This window comes from Enterobacter cloacae complex sp. P29RS (assembly GCF_014893445.1).
Taxonomy (GTDB): domain Bacteria; phylum Pseudomonadota; class Gammaproteobacteria; order Enterobacterales; family Enterobacteriaceae; genus Enterobacter; species Enterobacter intestinihominis.
The window spans coordinates 53,785-70,972 of the sequence record NZ_JADBPZ010000026.1 but is presented as its reverse complement, the minus strand read 5'-3'; the positions used below and the strand labels follow the sequence as shown (position 1 = coordinate 70,972).

The following is a 17,188-nucleotide window of genomic DNA, read 5'->3' as shown; positions in this document are numbered from 1 at the left end:
TAAAAACAAAACGGGGGAAAAAGCTATTTGCGCAAGGGAATATTCCGTTGCGCAAATTATTTACAGCAGAGTGTTGATACCCGCAATAAGGCGCTGAACGCCCTGTTCGAGCTTACTGCGAGGACAGCCAGCGTTCAGTCGAACATAGCCTTTACCTTCATCCCCATAAGTATATCCCGGCATGATGGCCACTTTTTGCTGTTCAATCAGCACGTTTTGCAGCGTATTGTCATCAATACCGAGTGGGCTGAGATCAATCCAGGCCAGATAGGTGGCCTCTGGCGGTTGCCAGTTGAGTGTCGGAAATGCAGCATTCAGTTCGTCAGCAATGTAGCGCAGGTTTTCTTCGAGATAGGTCCGCAGCGCGTCCAGCCAGGGTTCGCCCTGCCGGTAAGCAGCAATGTGCGCGGTCAGCGCCAGCACGGAAGGGGAAGAGAGTCCGTCCCGCCCTTTTAAGGCATTCAGATAGGCGTTACGGCTGTCGTCATCGGCGATAAGCCCCCAGGCGCCCGTAAGTGCCGGAATATTGAAGCTTTTGGAACCCGAGGTCAGCAGCGCCCATTTACCGCGTGCAACCTCATTCCACGGGGTATGGCGATGCGTGCCCCATACCATGTCCATATGAATTTCGTCGCTGATTACCGCCACATCATGACGGCTGCAAAGCGTTGCAATTGTGGCCAGATCTTCCCGCGTCCAGACTTTGCCGGTTGGATTTTGCGGGCTACACAGCAGCAGAACCGTGTTTTCCGGTTTTGCCAGCGCCGCTTCCAGCGCGGCCATATTGCCGTCCCAGCCACGCGCCGTTTTCTGCATCGGCACGGAAACAACGGTACGCTGGTTGCCTTCAATGGCTTTATAAAAGGCATCGTAAGCCGGGGTATGAACCACCACGCCGTCGCCAGGCGCGGACCATATGCGGATCAGCTCCGAGACCATATAAATGACCGACGGCCCATACACTACGGTTTCGGTATCAATCTGACTGTTAAAGCGTTGCCGGAACCAGTGCGCCACGGCAGCCAGAAATTCGTCATTTTTCCAGCGGCTGTAGCCAAACACGCCGTGGTTGATGCGCTGGTGCAGCGCATCGGTAATACAGGGAGCGGTGGCGAAATCCATATCAGAGATGGTGAAGGGCAGCAGGTCGGCAGCCCCAAAACGGTCAGCGACATAATCCCACTGGGTACACCAGGTGCCGTGTCGATCCACGACGGTAGAAAAATCAAACATGACGGTGCTCCGTAAAGTAAAACCCCCTCATGACGAGGGGGGCGAGGCATCAGGCTTCGACGGTTCGCATCAGGGTTGCCAGCTCATCCTTCACTGACTGTACCTGCGGGCCAATGACGACCTGCAAATTGTGTTGATTTAACTGTACCACGCCGATAGCCCGGTTAGCTTTAAGTGCGTTGGTATCCACTTTGGACATGTCCGCCACCGACAAACGCAGGCGGGTGATGCAGTTATCCAGAGAGGTAATGTTATCCGCACCGCCCAGCGCCGCCAGAATAGCCGGCGTGTTATATCCGGATTTCCCAACGGTACCGGCCACTGCCTGTTCAACGCTGGTGGCCGTATCGGTATCGCGGCCAGGCGTTTTCAGGTTAAAGCGGGTGATGGCGAAGCGGAAGATCCCGTAGTAAACCGCGAACCAGATGGCGGCCACAACCGGCACCAGGTACCACTTGGTGGACAGGCCGTGCAGGATACCGAATACCACGAAGTCAATCACGTTACCGTCAGTGTTACCGATGGTTACACCGAGCACAGCCATCACGGTGAAGCCCAGGCCTGTCAGTACGGCGTGGATGAGGTATAACACCGGTGCCACGAACAGGAACAGGAACTCGATAGGTTCTGTCGTACCGCCCACCACGCAGGCAATAACGCCGGAGATCAGCAGGCCTTTAATTTTATGACGATTTTCCGGGCGGGCGCAGTTGTACATCGCCAGCGCAGCGCCCGGCAGGCCGCCGAGGAAGGCAGGCATTTTCCCCTGAGAGAGGAAACGCGTCGCACTTTCAGAGAAGCCGTGCGTGGTCGGGCAGCTCAGCTGGGCCTGGAAGATGGTCAGCGCGCCGCTAACGGAATGACCGCAAACGTCCATAGTGCCGCCTGCTTCAGTAAAACGAATCAGGGCAACCAGGATGTGCTGTAAACCAAATGGCAGCAGCAGACGTTCACCCGTACCGAAAATCATCGGGCCGAAATCACCCGCGCCGTTGATAATGCGGCCAATACCGGTGATCCCCATGGCAAAAACCGGCCAAATCAGAGGGATGATCAGACCAAACAGACCCATCACAACCAGCGTAATGATTGGCACAAAGCGGGTGCCGCCGAAGAAGGCCAGCGCATCGGGCAGGCGGATGTTATGAAAGCGCTCGTGCAGCATCCAGATGATCACTCCCGCGATCACGGCTCCAAGGATCCCGGTATCGATGGACTGAATACCAATCACGCTCTGAATGTTATTGGCTTTCAGTACCGCCGCGTCGGTCGTCGGCAGGATCCCTTTGGCGGTCAGCCAGAAGTTAACCGCAAGGTTCATGACCGCATAGCCAACGAAGCCCGCAAACGCCGCCACGCCTTTGTTTTCCCGCGCCAGACCCAGAGGAATGGCGATACAGAACATTACCGGCAGGAAGCTAAAGGCAAAAGAGCCGACCTTGCTCATCCAGATGAAGATCGCCTGCAGTACCGGATTTCCGAGGAAAGGGATTAGAGTAATGACGTCATGGCTGCTTAACGAGCTGCCGATCCCCAGCATGATCCCGCAAAAAGAGAGAAGCGCCACGGGCAGCATAAAGGTTTTGCCCAGTTGCTGGAAAAACTCCCACAGCGATATTTTTTGTGCTGCTTTCGTCGTCATAAAACGACTCCTTAAATGGTAGAAAGAGATTTAACGGCCGCGATGGGGCGAGAAGATAAAACGTTTTATCAAACTTTAGTGCGCGCTAAATCACATTCTCAGGCTTTTACTGGTAGTATAAAGATAACGTATTGATAAAACGTTTTAGCGATCTCATTATCAAGGAGTCACGCCACCACATGGCTGTAGCGAAAAAGATCACCATCAACGATGTCGCGCTGGCGGCGGGGGTTTCCGTCAGCACCGTTTCGCTGGTATTGAGCGGGAAGGGGCGCATCTCTCCTGCTACGGGTCAGCGCGTCAACGAGGCCGTTGAGCAACTGGGCTTTGTGCGTAACCGCCAGGCGTCGGCGCTGCGCGGTGGGCAAAGCGGGGTGATAGGGCTGATTGTTCGCGACCTCGCGTCGCCGTTTTATGCAGAACTGACCGCCGGGCTTACCGAGGCGCTTGAAGCGCAGGGGCGAATGGTTTTCCTGCTCCACGGTGGGCGCGAACCGGAGCAGCTGCTCTCCAGGCTGGATATGCTGCTGACGCAAGGGGTGGATGGGGTGATCGTGGCCGGCGCGTCCGGTGTGGGCAGTGAATTGTGTGAGCGCGCGGCGCAGAAAGGCGTACCGCTGGTGGTTGCGTCACGCGCCAGCTATCTCGACGAAGCCGATACCCTTCGGCCGGATAACATGCAGGCCGCGCAAATGCTGACCGAGCATCTTATTCATCGCGGCCATCAGCGCATCGCCTGGCTCGGCGGTAAAAGCTCGTCCCTGACGCGTGCCGAGCGGGTGGGCGGTTACTGCTCCACGCTCATCAAATACGGCTTGCCGTTTCACAGCGAATGGGTGGTGGAGTGTGAGTCCAGCCAGAAAAAAGCCGCCGAAGCCATCGGCACGTTGCTTCGCAACAGCCCGACAATCAGCGCGGTGATTTGCTATAACGATGTGATTGCGATGGGGGCGTGGTTCGGCTTGATCCGCGCCGGACGCCAGAGCGGTGAGGGCGGGGTAGAAACGTTCTTCGGCCATCAGGTGGCGCTGGGGGCATTTGCGGATGTCGGTGAAAATGCGCTAGACGATCTCCCCATCGTCTGGGCGACGACGCCGGCTCGTGAAATGGGGTACACCCTGGCAGACCGAATTATGCAGCGTATTGAAAATACGGACGTGCAGGCCGGGCATCAGATTGTGGCGGCGCGGTTAGTGACGGTGAAGTAATCTCCGCTGCACATCGCCCGGCAATAAAAAACCCCTCATGCGAGGGGTTTTTCGTTTACTGCTGCGGTACTGCCGGCGGCGCAGCCGGTTCAGCCGGTGCCGGAATGCCCAGCGTCGGCATACCAAACATGCCGACAAAATCTTCCAGCGGCATTTTGTCGCCGTTGAGCGTTACCTGGCCATTAGCATATTGCAGGCTGGTGGAAATGGTGTTGTCTTCCACCTTCGTGATGCGGAACATCTGGCCCATCGCCGCCAGGCCTTTCACCTGTTGGTTTGCCAGTTTACCTGCATCTTCTTCACCATACCCTTCGAGTTTCGCAATCTGCGTCATGAACTCGGTTGCCATATCCATCGGGATGGTCAGCTTGCTGTCGAGCGATTTCACGCTGCGGTCAACTTCCTGCGCCAGGGTCTGCGGCTCGCCGGTCGCGGCCGCCGGATCCTTCAGGAACAGCGACAGGTTGAAGTTGGTTTCGCCTTTGTCGTTTTTCCAGCTCAGTGGCGCAACGGTAATTACCGGCTCGCCTTTCAGCAGGATCGGCAGGTTATTAAACAGCACGGCCATCGCCTGCTGCTGGTACGCCTGCGGGTTCTGTTGCAGGGCGGCATCGGTCAGCAGAGCCTGACTCTCTTTGCTGTATTTCTGGCTAAATTCGTGCCATGCCTGGCCGTCAATGTTGCCAATTTTCAGTGACAGCTTGCCGGTACCCAGGTCCTGATTCTGTACTTTCAGGCTTTTCAGGCTGTAATCCAGCTGGGTGTTGATGCTTTTACCGTCTTTGGAAACGTCAGACTTGCCGTCCAGATCCATGCCTTCCAGCACTGCCATCTCTTTACCTTCAATCGCAATGGCGATCTTATCGAGGCTCAGCTTCTGATCGCCAATACGCTCGTCAAAATCGGTCATACGGCTATTGCCGCTGGCTTTCAGGTTGTTGAAGGTAAGCTGGACCTTCTGGTTATATTCATTGACTGAATTCACCAGGCCGCTGGCGGCATCGCCGGTCAGAGAGACATTCTTGCCGTCGCGATCGGCATCAAGCTGGAAATTACCGCCGCTGAAGGCGACTTTATCGGTGCCTTGTTCGTAATTCAGCGCTTTCAGGTCGATGTCGGAACGCGTATCACCGGCATAGCTGATGCGGGTATTGATCTCAAACGGCGACTCATTTTTCGCCATATCGAAAATTGGCTTCGTCACCTCGTTATTTACCAGTACGGTTCTGGCGGATGCCATAGAGGGGATCAGGTTAAACTTTTTCAACTGTGCCAGCGGGAACGGACCGTGGCTGACCACTTCATCCAGTACCACGCTCTGGCCCGGTTTCAGCCAGGCGTTCTGATTGCCCGCTACCGGCTTCACCACCACCTGCATATGGCTGGTAAAGACGCCACGCTGGTAGTTCTGGTAGCTCAGCTCCAGACCTGCTTCAGGCGCGCTGCGCTTAATTTCGCTGTTTGCCTGTGCCATCATCTCTGCCAGACGGCTTTCCAGCTGTTTCCCGGTATACCAGGAAGCACCCGTCCAGATCACGCCTAAAGCAACAATCACTCCTACCGCTACGACCGATTTTTTCATTGCGATTATCCCTAAAATGAAACCAGGCGGTTAAAACCGCCTGGTGTTACAACGCCTGTTACTAGCTTAGCAAGAGTTGTTAAAAAATTCAGTAAGTCCCTAAAGCTTATTAAAAACGCGCGCCAGGCGACCAGTGCCGCTCACGAAGACAGGCGACTCGTTTGCCGGGACAAAAGCGGACTCCCCCGGTTTAAGCAGCAGACGCTCGCTACCGTTATGCAACGTCGCTTCGCCTTCCACACAGAACAGGATCGCGGCGCTCTCCTGTGCAATGGCGGTTTCGTCTGCGCTGAGGTCATGCAGGGAGAAGGCAAAATCGTCAACCGGAATCGGGAAGTCCAGCTCTGCGCCGTTTTTCACCGGCTGAGTGAGCAGCTCCGCAGCAGGTTTCGCCACGAACTTCACGTTGGCAACCAGCTCAGGGATGTCGATGTATTTTGGCGTCAGGCCCGCGCGCAGTACGTTATCGGAGTTAGCCATCACCTCCAGTGCCACGCCGTTCAGGTAGGCGTGCGGGGTTTCAGCGAACAGGAACATTGCTTCGCCCGGGTTGAGCTTCACCACGTTCAGCAGCAGCGGAGAGAAGAGGCCGCTGTCGTCCGGATAAAACGCGGAAATTACGCGAATGGTGTCCCATGGCTCACCCTGCTGGTCGTTCAGCGCGGCTTTCAGCACCGCCAGCGCGTGGGATTTTTCCTCGCCCTGCATATTCAACAGGCTGGCAAACAGCGCGCTCAGGGCTTCTGCGTTCGGGTTTTCCAGGAAGTGGGCGATCGCGTTGTGAGCCCCAGCGACCGGTTGCAGCAGGGAGATGATCTCGGAAAACTCGCGGAAGGCATTCATCGCCAGGAAAGGGGTAAGGGCGAAAACCAGTTCCGGCTTGTGGTTAGGATCTTTATAGTTACGCTCTGCCGCGTCTAACGGAATACCGGCGGCATTTTCTTTGGCAAAGCCCAGCTCAGAGGCTTTTTTGTTCGGGTGAACCTGAATGGAGAGCGGCTGGTCGGCGCACAATACCTTGAACAGAAACGGCAGCTCACCAAAACGATTCGCCACTTTATCGCCGAGCAGCGCGGCTTTGTCGGCATCGATGACATCACGCAGGCTGCGCACCTGGCCGCTGGCATCTTCAATTTTTGAGCTGCTCTTCGGGTGCGCGCCCATCCACAGCTCTGCCATCGGCAGGTTGTCCGGGTTGGCGATACCGTAGAGATCCGTTAACGCAGTTTTACTTCCCCAGGCGTAGTTTTGCACTGAGTTGATGAGTTTTTGCATTATCAAGCCCTGATTCATATGTGGAATTAACTTCGCGTATTAAAGCAATAAACCGAATGGAAGTAACCTGCGGATGTAAAAAGTCGTACTAGTCTCAGTTTTTGTTAAAAAATTGTGTAGGATAAGCTGACTCGCTTTTAAGCCGGGCAGCGGAACATCTGCCCTGAATAAACAGACCGAAGCAGTAAGTGAGAGAACAATGTCGAATAAACCCTTCCATTATCAGGATCCTTTCCCCCTCAGTCAGGATCGGACCGAGTATTACCTGTTAACCCGCGATTACGTTTCTGTCTCTGAGTTTGAAGGGCAGGAGATCCTCAAAGTTGACCCGCAGGCGCTGACGCTGCTGGCGCAGCAAGCCTTCCACGATGCTTCCTTTATGCTCCGTCCGGCGCATCAGCAGCAGGTTGCCGATATTCTGAGCGACCCGGAAGCCAGCGAGAACGACAAGTACGTTGCCCTGCAATTCCTGCGTAACTCTGATATCGCGGCGAAAGGCATTCTGCCGACCTGCCAGGACACCGGCACGGCGATTATCACCGGTAAAAAAGGCCAGCGCGTCTGGACCGGCGGCGGTGACGAAGCGGCGCTGGCGCGCGGCGTCTACAATACCTACACCGAAGATAACCTGCGCTATTCGCAAAACGCGGCGCTGGATATGTACAAAGAGGTGAACACCGGCACCAACCTGCCTGCGCAGATTGACCTCTATAGTGTCGACGGTGACGAGTACAAATTCCTCTGCATCGCCAAAGGCGGCGGTTCAGCCAACAAAACCTATCTTTACCAGGAAACCAAAGCGCTGCTTACCCCGGGCAAGCTGAAGAACTATCTGGTTGAGAAGATGCGCACCCTTGGCACTGCGGCCTGCCCGCCGTACCATATCGCGTTTGTGATTGGCGGTACGTCTGCTGAAAGCACCCTGAAAACCGTTAAGCTGGCCTCAACCAAATACTACGATGGCCTGCCAACGGAAGGTAACGAACATGGTCAGGCGTTCCGCGACGTGCAGCTTGAGCAGGAATTGCTGGCCGAAGCGCAGAATCTGGGGCTGGGCGCGCAGTTTGGCGGCAAATACTTCGCGCATGACATTCGCGTGATCCGCCTCCCGCGCCACGGTGCATCCTGTCCAGTGGGGATGGGCGTGTCGTGCTCTGCGGATCGTAACATCAAAGCGAAGATCAACCGCGACGGCATCTGGATCGAAAAGCTGGAGAACAACCCGGGCAAATACATCCCTGAAGAACTGCGTAAAGCGGGTGAGGGCGAAGCGGTACGCGTTGACCTGAATCGTCCGATGAAGGAGATCCTGGCGCAGCTTTCGCAGTATCCGGTTTCAACGCGCCTTTCCCTGAACGGGACGATTATCGTGGGCCGCGACATCGCCCATGCGAAGCTGAAAGAGCGCCTGGACAACGGTGAAGGGCTGCCGCAGTACATTAAAGATCACCCGATCTACTACGCAGGCCCGGCAAAAACGCCTGATGGGTATGCTTCCGGCTCGTTAGGCCCAACGACGGCGGGCCGTATGGACTCCTACGTCGACCAGTTGCAGGCCAACGGTGGCAGCATGATCATGCTGGCGAAAGGCAACCGCAGCCAGCAGGTGACGGACGCGTGCCACAAGCACGGCGGCTTCTACCTCGGCAGCATCGGCGGCCCGGCAGCGGTGCTGGCACAGGGCAGTATCAAGAGCCTGGAGTGCGTGGAGTACCCGGAACTGGGTATGGAAGCGATCTGGAAAATTGAAGTGGAAGACTTCCCGGCGTTCATTCTTGTGGATGACAAAGGTAACGACTTCTTCAAACAGATCCAGTCTTCCCAGTGTTCGGCGTGTGTGAAGTAATTCTGTAAATTGCCGGGTGGCGCTGACGCTTACCCGGCCTACATTCTCGTAGGTCGGGTAAGGTGCAGCCGCCACCCGACATCAAAAAGAGCGCACAAAGCGCCATAACGTTTCTCAGAAGTCATCAATACTTATCTCTTAAGCATGTGAGCAATCCCATCTTTGTTATCAAGGAGTAAGTAATGACAATGCATCGCCGCGAGAAAGACTCCATGGGCGCCATCGACGTCCCGGCCGACAAGCTATGGGGCGCGCAAACCCAGCGTTCGCTGGAGCATTTCCGCATTTCGACAGAGAAAATGCCCGTCTCGCTAATCCAGGCGCTGGCGTTGACCAAACGCGCTGCCGCCAAAGTCAATCAGGATCTGGGCCTGCTGGATGCCGATAAAGCCTCGGCCATCATCAATGCCGCCGACGAAGTGCTGGCGGGCAAACATCCCGACGAATTCCCCCTTGCCATCTGGCAGACCGGCTCAGGCACCCAGAGCAACATGAACATGAACGAGGTGCTGGCGAACCGCGCAAGCGAGCTGCTTGGCGGCGTACGCGGCATGGAGCGGAAGGTTCACCCGAACGATGACGTGAATAAAAGCCAGAGTTCCAACGACGTGTTCCCGACGGCCATGCACGTGGCGGCCGTCATCGCTATCCGCGAGCAGCTTATCCCGCAACTCAACGTGCTCAAATCTACGCTTAACGAGAAAGCGCAGGCTTTCGGCGACATTGTAAAAATTGGTCGTACGCACCTGCAGGACGCCACGCCGCTGACGCTTGGCCAGGAGATCTCCGGCTGGGTGGCGATGCTGGAGCACAATCTTAAGCATATAGACAATAGCCTGCCGCATCTGGCGGAGCTGGCGCTCGGCGGAACGGCGGTTGGCACCGGGTTAAACACCCATCCCGAGTACGCGGTGCGCGTGGCCGAAGAGCTGGCGAAGATCACCGGGCAGCCGTTTGTTACCGCCCCGAATAAATTCGAAGCGCTGGCGACCTGTGATGCGCTGGTCCATACCCATGGCGCGCTGAAAGGGCTGGCAGCCTCGCTGATGAAAATCGCCAACGACGTGCGCTGGCTGGCCTCCGGCCCGCGCTGCGGCATCGGCGAAATCAGCATTCCGGAAAACGAGCCGGGTAGCTCCATTATGCCGGGTAAAGTAAACCCGACGCAGTGCGAAGCCATGACCATGCTGTGCTGTCAGGTGATGGGTAATGACGTTGCGGTCAACATGGGCGGCGCGTCGGGTAACTTCGAGCTTAACGTCTATCGCCCGATGGTGATCCACAACGTACTGCAATCGATTCGTCTGCTGGCCGATGGCATGGAGAGCTTTAACGAGCACTGCGCGGTGGGCATTGAGCCTAATCGCGAGCGAATCAGCCAGCTGCTGAATGAGTCCCTGATGCTGGTCACGGCGCTAAACACCCATATTGGTTATGACAAAGCGGCCGAAATCGCTAAAAAAGCGCACAAAGAGGGGCTTACCCTGAAAGCCTCTGCGCTGGCGCTGGGCTACCTGACGGACGCCGAGTTTGATGCCTGGGTCCGCCCGGAAGCGATGGTGGGCAGCATCAGGTAATCACTGCGCCACATACAGGTGCAGCCGCGGGATAATCAGCTGTAGCGGCTGTGCCTGGGGTTTATAGCGATGCTGAACGTTTTCAGCATCGTAGTTCAGCAGTTCTCCTATATCCGGCACCACCGCACCCTGATCGGCATCGTAGAGCGCAATCAGCGGTGTCGGGCAGGCGTATTGCACCTGCTTTTGCTGTCCCGCATACCAGACACGAGCGATAGGCTGCACCTTCACCGGACGCTTTATTTTAAGACGGGTATCAGCCGGCAGGGAGGCAATGCTGTGGTACTCCTGCTCAAGCCGTTCAATCCACTGTTCCCGCGACCACGGGGCGACCGTTCGCGGCGACTTCAGGCTTTTCTCCAGCTGAGCCAGGATCTCGTCGCGCGTGAAGTTTTTAATGATGTGCTTGTTGGCCCAGCCGAAGCGCAGCGTGGCGGGGTGGCGCAGTACCGTCAGCGTGCGGTAAGCATTCAGGGTGATCAGCCCCGGAAGCTGGCGATGCACCCATTCAAAACGGGCAGCCGGTGCCAGCCCGGACTCAACGGTCACGATTTTCTCGAAGGCGGCTTTCAGCGTATTAATATGCGTAATTTGCGCCTCAATGGCTTCACGCGTTGCGGTATCCGTTTGCAGACAGATGACGCCGGGCAGGCGAACGGCGGCCTTACTGCTGCGATTTTCGGACTGCTGCTGGATGAAAAGGCGGCGATAGTGCTGCAACGTCAGTTCCAGCGCCACTTTACCGATATGCTGCGTTACCTCAATGGTGTTCAGCGGGTCGTGTTCCGCGCCTTTCGCCACCTCGGGCAGGGAAAAGACGCGGGCGGCCAGCAGGCGGCAGCCCTGTAGTTGCGCCGTCAGGGTCAGTAACGCCTGCTCTATTTCCCGAAATGTGGTGTTAAGCCTTTCGATGAGATCGTAAGTCGCCATAATAGCCCTTAATTAGTTACAACATACTACTGGTATAGCACAACACGCCGGGTCAGGCCAGCGTGCGGTTTAGTTCAGGCAGGTATGGGAAGAGGAATGTTGTGATAGATCGGCCAGCTAAAGACGAACCGGGCCCCGCCCAGCTCGCTCGCTTCGCAGCGAACCGAACCGCCCATCGCCTGGGCAATAGAACGGACAATAGCCAGCCCCAGCCCACAGCCGCCGGTAGCACGGTCGCGGCTGGGGTCGAGGCGCACAAACGGCTCGAAAACTTTTTCACGCTCCGCTGGCTCAATACCGGGGCCATCGTCTTCCACACACAGAATTGCCTGGCTCCCCTGCAAATCTAAACCTATGCGCAGCGTGGTTTCGCTGTAGCGCATGGCGTTATTCATCAGATTATCCAGCACGCGTTCCATCAGGCGCATGTCCAGCGCGCCGTACGCGCCGGGGGTAATGGCTGTAAGCAGTTTTCGCTGAGGGTTAACGCTCTGCACATCGTTAATATGCGTCTGTAGCCAGACGGGAAGATCCGGCGTACTGAGGTGCAACTCCGTCTGAGGCCGATCGAGGCGGGCATAGGTCAGCAGCTCTTCAATCAGCGCTTCAAGCTGGCCAATATCCCGATTGAGGGCCTGCGATTCTGCGGCGGTGAGGTTCTCGCTCATCTCCAGGCGATAACGCAGGCGTACCAGCGGAGTGCGCAGTTCATGCGCAATGCCGTCGATAAGCTGCTTCTTGCTGGCAATCAGGGCGTTGATGTTATCGGCCATCTGGTTAAAGGCAATACCGAGACGGTCAAAACTGGAACCGCTATCGAAATGTATGCGTTCAGTTAAATGACCCTCCCCAAAACGCTGTGCGGCGGATTCCAGTTTCAGCATGTCCTGCCAGTGCGGTCGCATCCAGATGAACACAGGGAAAGCGAGCGAGATGGCAATAAAGCCCAGCAGGGCGAGATCCAGCAGGCGCATCTGGTGCAGGTAATAGAGATAGGGCACTGGCCCGACGGCCAGGACATAGTGGCTGCGCGGAATACGCTGAATGAAGGTATATTTCTCGTCCAGTGCGACGATGTCTCCGTCGCGCAAACGCTGCATCGCCGGCGGCGCTAAATCAAAATCCTTCAGGGGTTCGATACGCAGATCAAACGACAGATTCAGATCCAGCTCTTTTAACGTACGTGCCCAGTCATGCGGAGGAATTTCGCGCAGCTCGCTACGCATCAGGTAGAGCGAGCTTTTCATCAGATCGTCCAGGGATTGTCTGCCCGCACGCTCTGCGGTGAACTTATAGACCAGCCCGACCAGCATGGTCATCACCAGAAAGCAGACAAACAGCAGTAAATAAAACTGAACAAACAGCTTCTTCATTAATTTCACCGAAACAGGGGCTTCACTACACGTCTTTTACCAGCAGGGTCGCTATGGGCGCAAGTCAGGCATGATGCGTTGAAAAGAGGTATTCGTCGAAAGGTAATTAAACACGGCATCGCTTTATTCCATCAATGCCCGGGTAATCCGTTTACGCTTCGCTATACGAGTTTATTTGCGATTGAGAGTATTTGTGAACAGAATAACAATGACAAAGGCCACCTGCGGGTGGCTTTATTTATGGCGTTTACCAGTGAGAGGTATCCGGCGCAAACGGTGCGACAAAGATACTTATCTTTGTAACCTGAACATTACCAACATTCGTTAATGTCTGGATTTGACTGTGCTGACAATCAGTGGATTCGTGGCAAACCCATGCGGACACTTACGCGCGTTGCAATGCACCGCGTAGGTACATATCTCCTCTTCCTGGTTTCGATTGTATGGGCAGGCCATCTTGTTTTTAATTTCACTCCATAACATCTCGTTGTAAGGGGAGATGTTGTATATCGATATTGGCTTGAAAACACCATTAATGAAGACGCCATTCTTTGTCGGATATATCCTATCGCCGGGGTACAAATAAACATCGCTTTCATACCAAATGATGAGTTTCAAGAACTTGAGTCCCAAGATGCTTGAATAAACGATCCCCGTGTTAGGACAAATTACCGAGCTAATGACTCTCCATGACATTGCTATACCTCGTTCATTAAATAATTGAGAGAGTATAAGGTTTAGCATGAGAATTAGATTTCTGCAAACGCGTAAGCTATTGAAAAAGATCGATATTATTTATATGCTAACTATATCCCCTTTGTTTTCATAAGGATAAGATAATAATTTAGTCAATTGTAAAGTTCATTTTTAACACAATGTGCATTTAAGTGACGGATTTTTGATCGATAATGGTTCCTGAACTGCTGAATATATATTGTACTATAGCAATGAAATACATTAGAGCTACTTTTGTTTACGCGAAAAATGCACATCGAAATTGAACAGGTAAGAGGAATGTGATCAAGGGATATTTCATGACTAACGATGCATATAATCGAAAACTTACGACGTATACCGATAACATTCCTGATGCATCGCAAGTTATTTTTCGAAATTTACTGTGTAGTTTTTTTTCAGGTTTCCCATGCGTGCGGGGCAAACAGGTAGCCCTTATTACGTACGGTTTTAATGCGGTAGGGCTCGGTGGCGCTGTCCTGCAGTTTTTTTCGCAGGCGAGAAATCGCCACATCAACGCTACGATCCATTCCGTCGTAACTTACGCCGCGCAGATTTTTCAGCAATGCATCCCGGTCCATAATTTGCCCGGCATGAGTTGCCAGCTCCCACAGCAGGTCAAAATCTGCGGTTGAGAGCGCAATTAGCTCCCCGGAAAGCATAACCTGTCGGTTGACCGGGTCGATAGAAAGCGTGCCGAACCGCATCGCCTTATGCGGCGTTAAAGAGGGCGCAGGCGCTTCACGCTCAGCGCTGGCACGCTGACGCAGATGAAGGCGCAAACGGGCAAGCAGGACCGCCGGCGGCGTGGTTTTCAGGATGTAGTCATTCGCGCCCATCTCAAGGGACAGAATATGATTCATATCGCTGTCGAGAGAGGTCAGCAGCACGATCGGGCCGTCCCACTTCGCGCGCAGATCCCGGCAAAGCGTCATGCCATCTTTTCCGGGCAGCATAATGTCCAGCAACACCAGGTCCGGATTTTCGCGGGTGACGACGTCTTCAGCGCGATCGCCACGAGGTTCGACAACCACTTCAATATCATGTTTACCCAGATAAGCGGCGATCAATTGACCCACTTCGGGTTCATCTTCAACATAAACAATCTTATTCATACTACGTCTGTCATCGCGAAAAACGTCAACATACACCGCACAACCTTAACCTTCCATTAATCTTTCATAATTAGCCGGAGTTCCGTTATCCTGCACGGGAATGTTATTTGATTGTTAAGGGAAAAGAATGGGGCTGTTGATCAAAGCCGCGCTGGGTGCGCTGGTCGTGCTGCTGATTGGGGTGCTGGCTAAAACGAAGAACTACTACATTGCCGGGCTTATCCCGCTGTTTCCCACCTTTGCGTTAATTGCGCACTATATTGTGGCCTCTGAGCGGGGTATAGAGGCGCTGCGTGCCACCATTGTATTCGGGATGTGGTCAATCATCCCGTATTTCATCTATCTGCTGTCGCTGTGGTACTTCACCGGTTTTCTGCGTCTGCCCCTGGCGCTGGGCGGGGCGGTGGTCTGCTGGAGCCTCAGCGCCTGGGTGCTCATCTTCTTCTGGAGCCGCTTTCACTAGCGCAGCGGGCGGCCACCGTCCACGGCAAACGTCCTTCCCGTGACGTAACAGCTGGTCAGCAGATAATCGATCAGGTCGATCACCTCTTTCTCGCCGGGCGCAATTTTCATCAACGACTTGTTAAGCGCCTGCTGACGATACTCGGCATCATCGCCCTCGTTAAATAAAATCATCGCCGGGGCAATCGCGTTGACTTTTACCTCGGGGGCCAGCTTGCGCGCGAACGAGCGAGTCATATTATCCAGCGCGGCTTTGCTGGCCGCGTAGGCGATGTGTTTATCGCTGCCTCGCTCCACCACGTAATCGGTGAAATGGATAATGTCGCCTGCGGCATGGCCGTGTCCGCGTAGCAGATCCTGTAGGGCATGGTTGAGCAGATAAGGCGCATTAACGTGGATCTGCATCATGCAGGCGAGCGTTTCGCTGAGCGAATGTCCTGCTTTTTCAGGAAGCCAGGTACTGGCGTTGTGAATAACCGCCCGCAGCCCGCGGGTGGTCGATTTCACTTTTTCCGCGAAAGCAAGAATACCCTCATCCGTGGAGAAATCCGCCTGAATGCAGACGGCTCCGGCATGTCGTAGCCCTTCAATGGAGGGATATTCCGTGCGGTAACTGACGATAACCGGATGGCGAAGATTGAGAAAGTGATGGGCGAGGGCGAGGCCGATGCGACGGCCTGCGCCAGTGATCAATATTGGGCGTTGCTGCGTGTGTCCCATCGTAATCTCCTTTTCAGTTCAACAATGGGACAGGCGGCGCTATCCCATTAACATCCACGTTGCCGGTACGGCAGCGACTAACAGCAAACCTATCAACGCCATTTCGCGGCGCTTAAGGGCATTATCAAGCTGATGCGTACGGCGAGCGTAGATAAATACCAGCAGGCCTGGCGCGTAGAGCACCACGGACAGCAGCAGATGCATCGGGCCGGAAGCATACAATAACCATAGACCGTAAATACAGGCACCTACGCCTACCGCATAGTGTGCCGGGCGGGTCGCAATTTTTAACAGATATGCGCCCACTAAGAAATAGGGTACCAGAATCATCTCGGAGGCGATGGTCAGCAGCGTGTTATAGTCCGAACCTGTGAGCCAGATCAGCACCAGACAGACCTGCACGCTGATGTTGGTGAGCCACAGAGAAGCCGATGGCGCACTGTTTTTATTCTGACGGGCAAACAGGCGCGGGAACGCTTTGTGCGTGGCGGCCAGGAACGGAACTTCCGCCGCCATAATGGTCCAGCTCAGGTACGCGCCGCAGACGGAGACAATCAAACCTGCCGCGATAACCACATCACCCCAGGGACCGAGCATTTTCACCATCAGCCCGGCCATGGACGGATTACGCATCTCCGCCAGTTCAGGGCGGGCCACCACACCGAGCGACAGCAACGTCACCAGCAGATAAACGCCCAGCGCCGCCAGGACGGCCAGCAGTGTGGCGCGTCCCACGTCGCGTTTGTTACGCGCGCGGGCAGAGACCACGACGGCACCTTCAACACCGATGAACACCCACAGGGTAATCAGCATGGTATTTTTCACCTGCTCCCAGACGGGAACGCCCAACGCAATACCGCTGAAATCGAGCTTAAAGACATCGAGACGGAAGGCGAGGAAGGCCAGCACGACGAACAGGCCAAGCGGCACCAGCTTGGCCAGCGTCGCCACCAGGTTAATGCTGGCCGCGGTCTGAACACCGCGCAAAATCAACCAGTGAACAATCCACAGCAGCACCGAGGCGCCGACGATGGACTGCCAGGTATTGCCGTCACCAAACAGGCGCAGTTCGGGCGTATCGGTAAAGAAACTGAGCGCCGAGAAGACGATAACCAGATAGGAGACGTTGGCGATCACCGCGCACAGCCAGTAGCCCCAGGCGGAGCAGAAGCCAATCAGCTCGCCAAAACCTTCACGGGCGTAAGTGAATATTCCGCCGTCCAGATCCGGTCGGATACGCGTCAGCAGCAGCATGGCGAACGCCAGCAACAAAATCCCGACGCCGGTGATGCCCCAGCCAATCAATAATGCGGCCGGGCTGGCGACGGCCGCCATGTTCTGCGGCAAACTGAATACGCCCGCGCCCAGCATTGAGCTCAATACAAGTGCAGTTAACGCACTCAGGCCAAGTTTCTTTTCCATTGGCTTCCTGTTATGAAAAGTCCAAATCCAGAATAATTATTTCGCTAAGGCGCATAAAAATGGTGGAT

14 protein-coding genes are annotated in these 17,188 nt (G+C 55.1%); 4 read left to right on the top strand and 10 right to left on the bottom strand.

Translation table 11 applies throughout. The features are described from left to right. Window positions 1-60 precede the first annotated feature (60 nt). Window positions 61-1,233, bottom strand: a complete 1,173-nt coding sequence (locus IM282_RS18500; RefSeq protein WP_063146031.1) for a MalY/PatB family protein — start codon at window positions 1,231-1,233, stop codon at window positions 61-63. A gap of 49 nt (window positions 1,234-1,282) precedes the next feature. Beyond that, window positions 1,283-2,875 carry a maltose/glucose-specific PTS transporter subunit IIBC gene (gene malX, locus IM282_RS18495; RefSeq protein WP_192970712.1) on the bottom strand — a complete coding sequence of 531 codons (1,593 nt, stop codon included), beginning with the start codon at window positions 2,873-2,875 and terminating at the stop codon, window positions 1,283-1,285. A gap of 179 nt (window positions 2,876-3,054) precedes the next feature. Here malX and IM282_RS18490 point away from each other — a divergent pair, with 179 nt between their 5' ends. Beyond that, window positions 3,055-4,083 (top strand): Mal regulon transcriptional regulator MalI, encoded by a 1,029-nt coding sequence (locus IM282_RS18490; protein WP_023299968.1) that lies wholly within the window; start codon window positions 3,055-3,057, stop codon window positions 4,081-4,083. 55 nt (window positions 4,084-4,138) lie between these two features. Here the strand turns inward: IM282_RS18490 and IM282_RS18485 are convergent, their stop codons facing one another. Then, window positions 4,139-5,665, bottom strand: coding sequence for a YdgA family protein (locus tag IM282_RS18485; RefSeq protein WP_022647926.1), 1,527 nt, complete (start codon window positions 5,663-5,665; stop codon window positions 4,139-4,141). A gap of 99 nt (window positions 5,666-5,764) precedes the next feature. Further along, window positions 5,765-6,940, bottom strand: coding sequence for a mannose-6-phosphate isomerase (manA, locus tag IM282_RS18480; RefSeq protein WP_032624354.1), 1,176 nt, complete (start codon window positions 6,938-6,940; stop codon window positions 5,765-5,767). A 199-nt stretch (window positions 6,941-7,139) separates the two neighbouring features. Between manA and fumA the strand changes: the two genes are divergently transcribed. Then, entirely contained in the window at window positions 7,140-8,786 is a 1,647-nt protein-coding gene (gene fumA, locus IM282_RS18475) for a class I fumarate hydratase FumA (RefSeq protein WP_022647928.1), read from the top strand. A gap of 182 nt (window positions 8,787-8,968) precedes the next feature. Further along, window positions 8,969-10,363 (top strand): class II fumarate hydratase, encoded by a 1,395-nt coding sequence (gene fumC, locus IM282_RS18470; RefSeq protein ID WP_022647929.1) that lies wholly within the window; start codon window positions 8,969-8,971, stop codon window positions 10,361-10,363. Here the strand turns inward: fumC and tus are convergent, their stop codons facing one another. The 4 genes from tus to rstA all read right to left on the bottom strand — a co-directional run bounded on the left by tus (window position 10,364) and on the right by rstA (window position 14,516). Next, window positions 10,364-11,293, bottom strand: a complete 930-nt coding sequence (tus, locus tag IM282_RS18465) for a DNA replication terminus site-binding protein (protein WP_022647930.1) — start codon at window positions 11,291-11,293, stop codon at window positions 10,364-10,366. Between the two features lie 74 nt (window positions 11,294-11,367). Then, on the bottom strand, window positions 11,368-12,666 hold the full coding sequence (rstB, locus tag IM282_RS18460; RefSeq protein ID WP_023299971.1) for a two-component system sensor histidine kinase RstB: 1,299 nt from the start codon (window positions 12,664-12,666) through the stop codon (window positions 11,368-11,370). Window positions 12,667-12,990: 324 nt separating this feature from the next. Then, the gene (gene iraM / locus IM282_RS18455) at window positions 12,991-13,362 is read right to left on the bottom strand and encodes an anti-adapter protein IraM (RefSeq protein WP_022647932.1); all 372 of its coding nucleotides are present in this window, start codon (window positions 13,360-13,362) and stop codon (window positions 12,991-12,993) included. A gap of 437 nt (window positions 13,363-13,799) precedes the next feature. Continuing rightward, a complete protein-coding gene (rstA, locus tag IM282_RS18450; protein WP_032671147.1) occupies window positions 13,800-14,516 on the bottom strand; it encodes a two-component system response regulator RstA in 717 nt (238 codons plus the stop codon). A 127-nt stretch (window positions 14,517-14,643) separates the two neighbouring features. Here rstA and IM282_RS18445 point away from each other — a divergent pair, with 127 nt between their 5' ends. Then, window positions 14,644-14,979: a GlpM family protein gene (locus tag IM282_RS18445; protein WP_022647934.1), complete on the top strand. Its 336-nt coding sequence runs from the start codon at window positions 14,644-14,646 to the stop codon at window positions 14,977-14,979. Here IM282_RS18445 and folM read toward each other — a convergent pair. Both folM and IM282_RS18435 read right to left on the bottom strand, forming a co-directional pair. Then, complete coding sequence (gene folM, locus IM282_RS18440; protein ID WP_023306085.1) at window positions 14,976-15,698, bottom strand: dihydromonapterin reductase; 723 nt, start codon at window positions 15,696-15,698, stop codon at window positions 14,976-14,978. The genes IM282_RS18445 and folM overlap by 4 nt on opposite strands. A 39-nt stretch (window positions 15,699-15,737) precedes the next feature. Then, the gene (locus tag IM282_RS18435) at window positions 15,738-17,120 is read right to left on the bottom strand and encodes an amino acid permease (RefSeq protein ID WP_192970711.1); all 1,383 of its coding nucleotides are present in this window, start codon (window positions 17,118-17,120) and stop codon (window positions 15,738-15,740) included. Window positions 17,121-17,188: the final 68 nt, after the last annotated feature.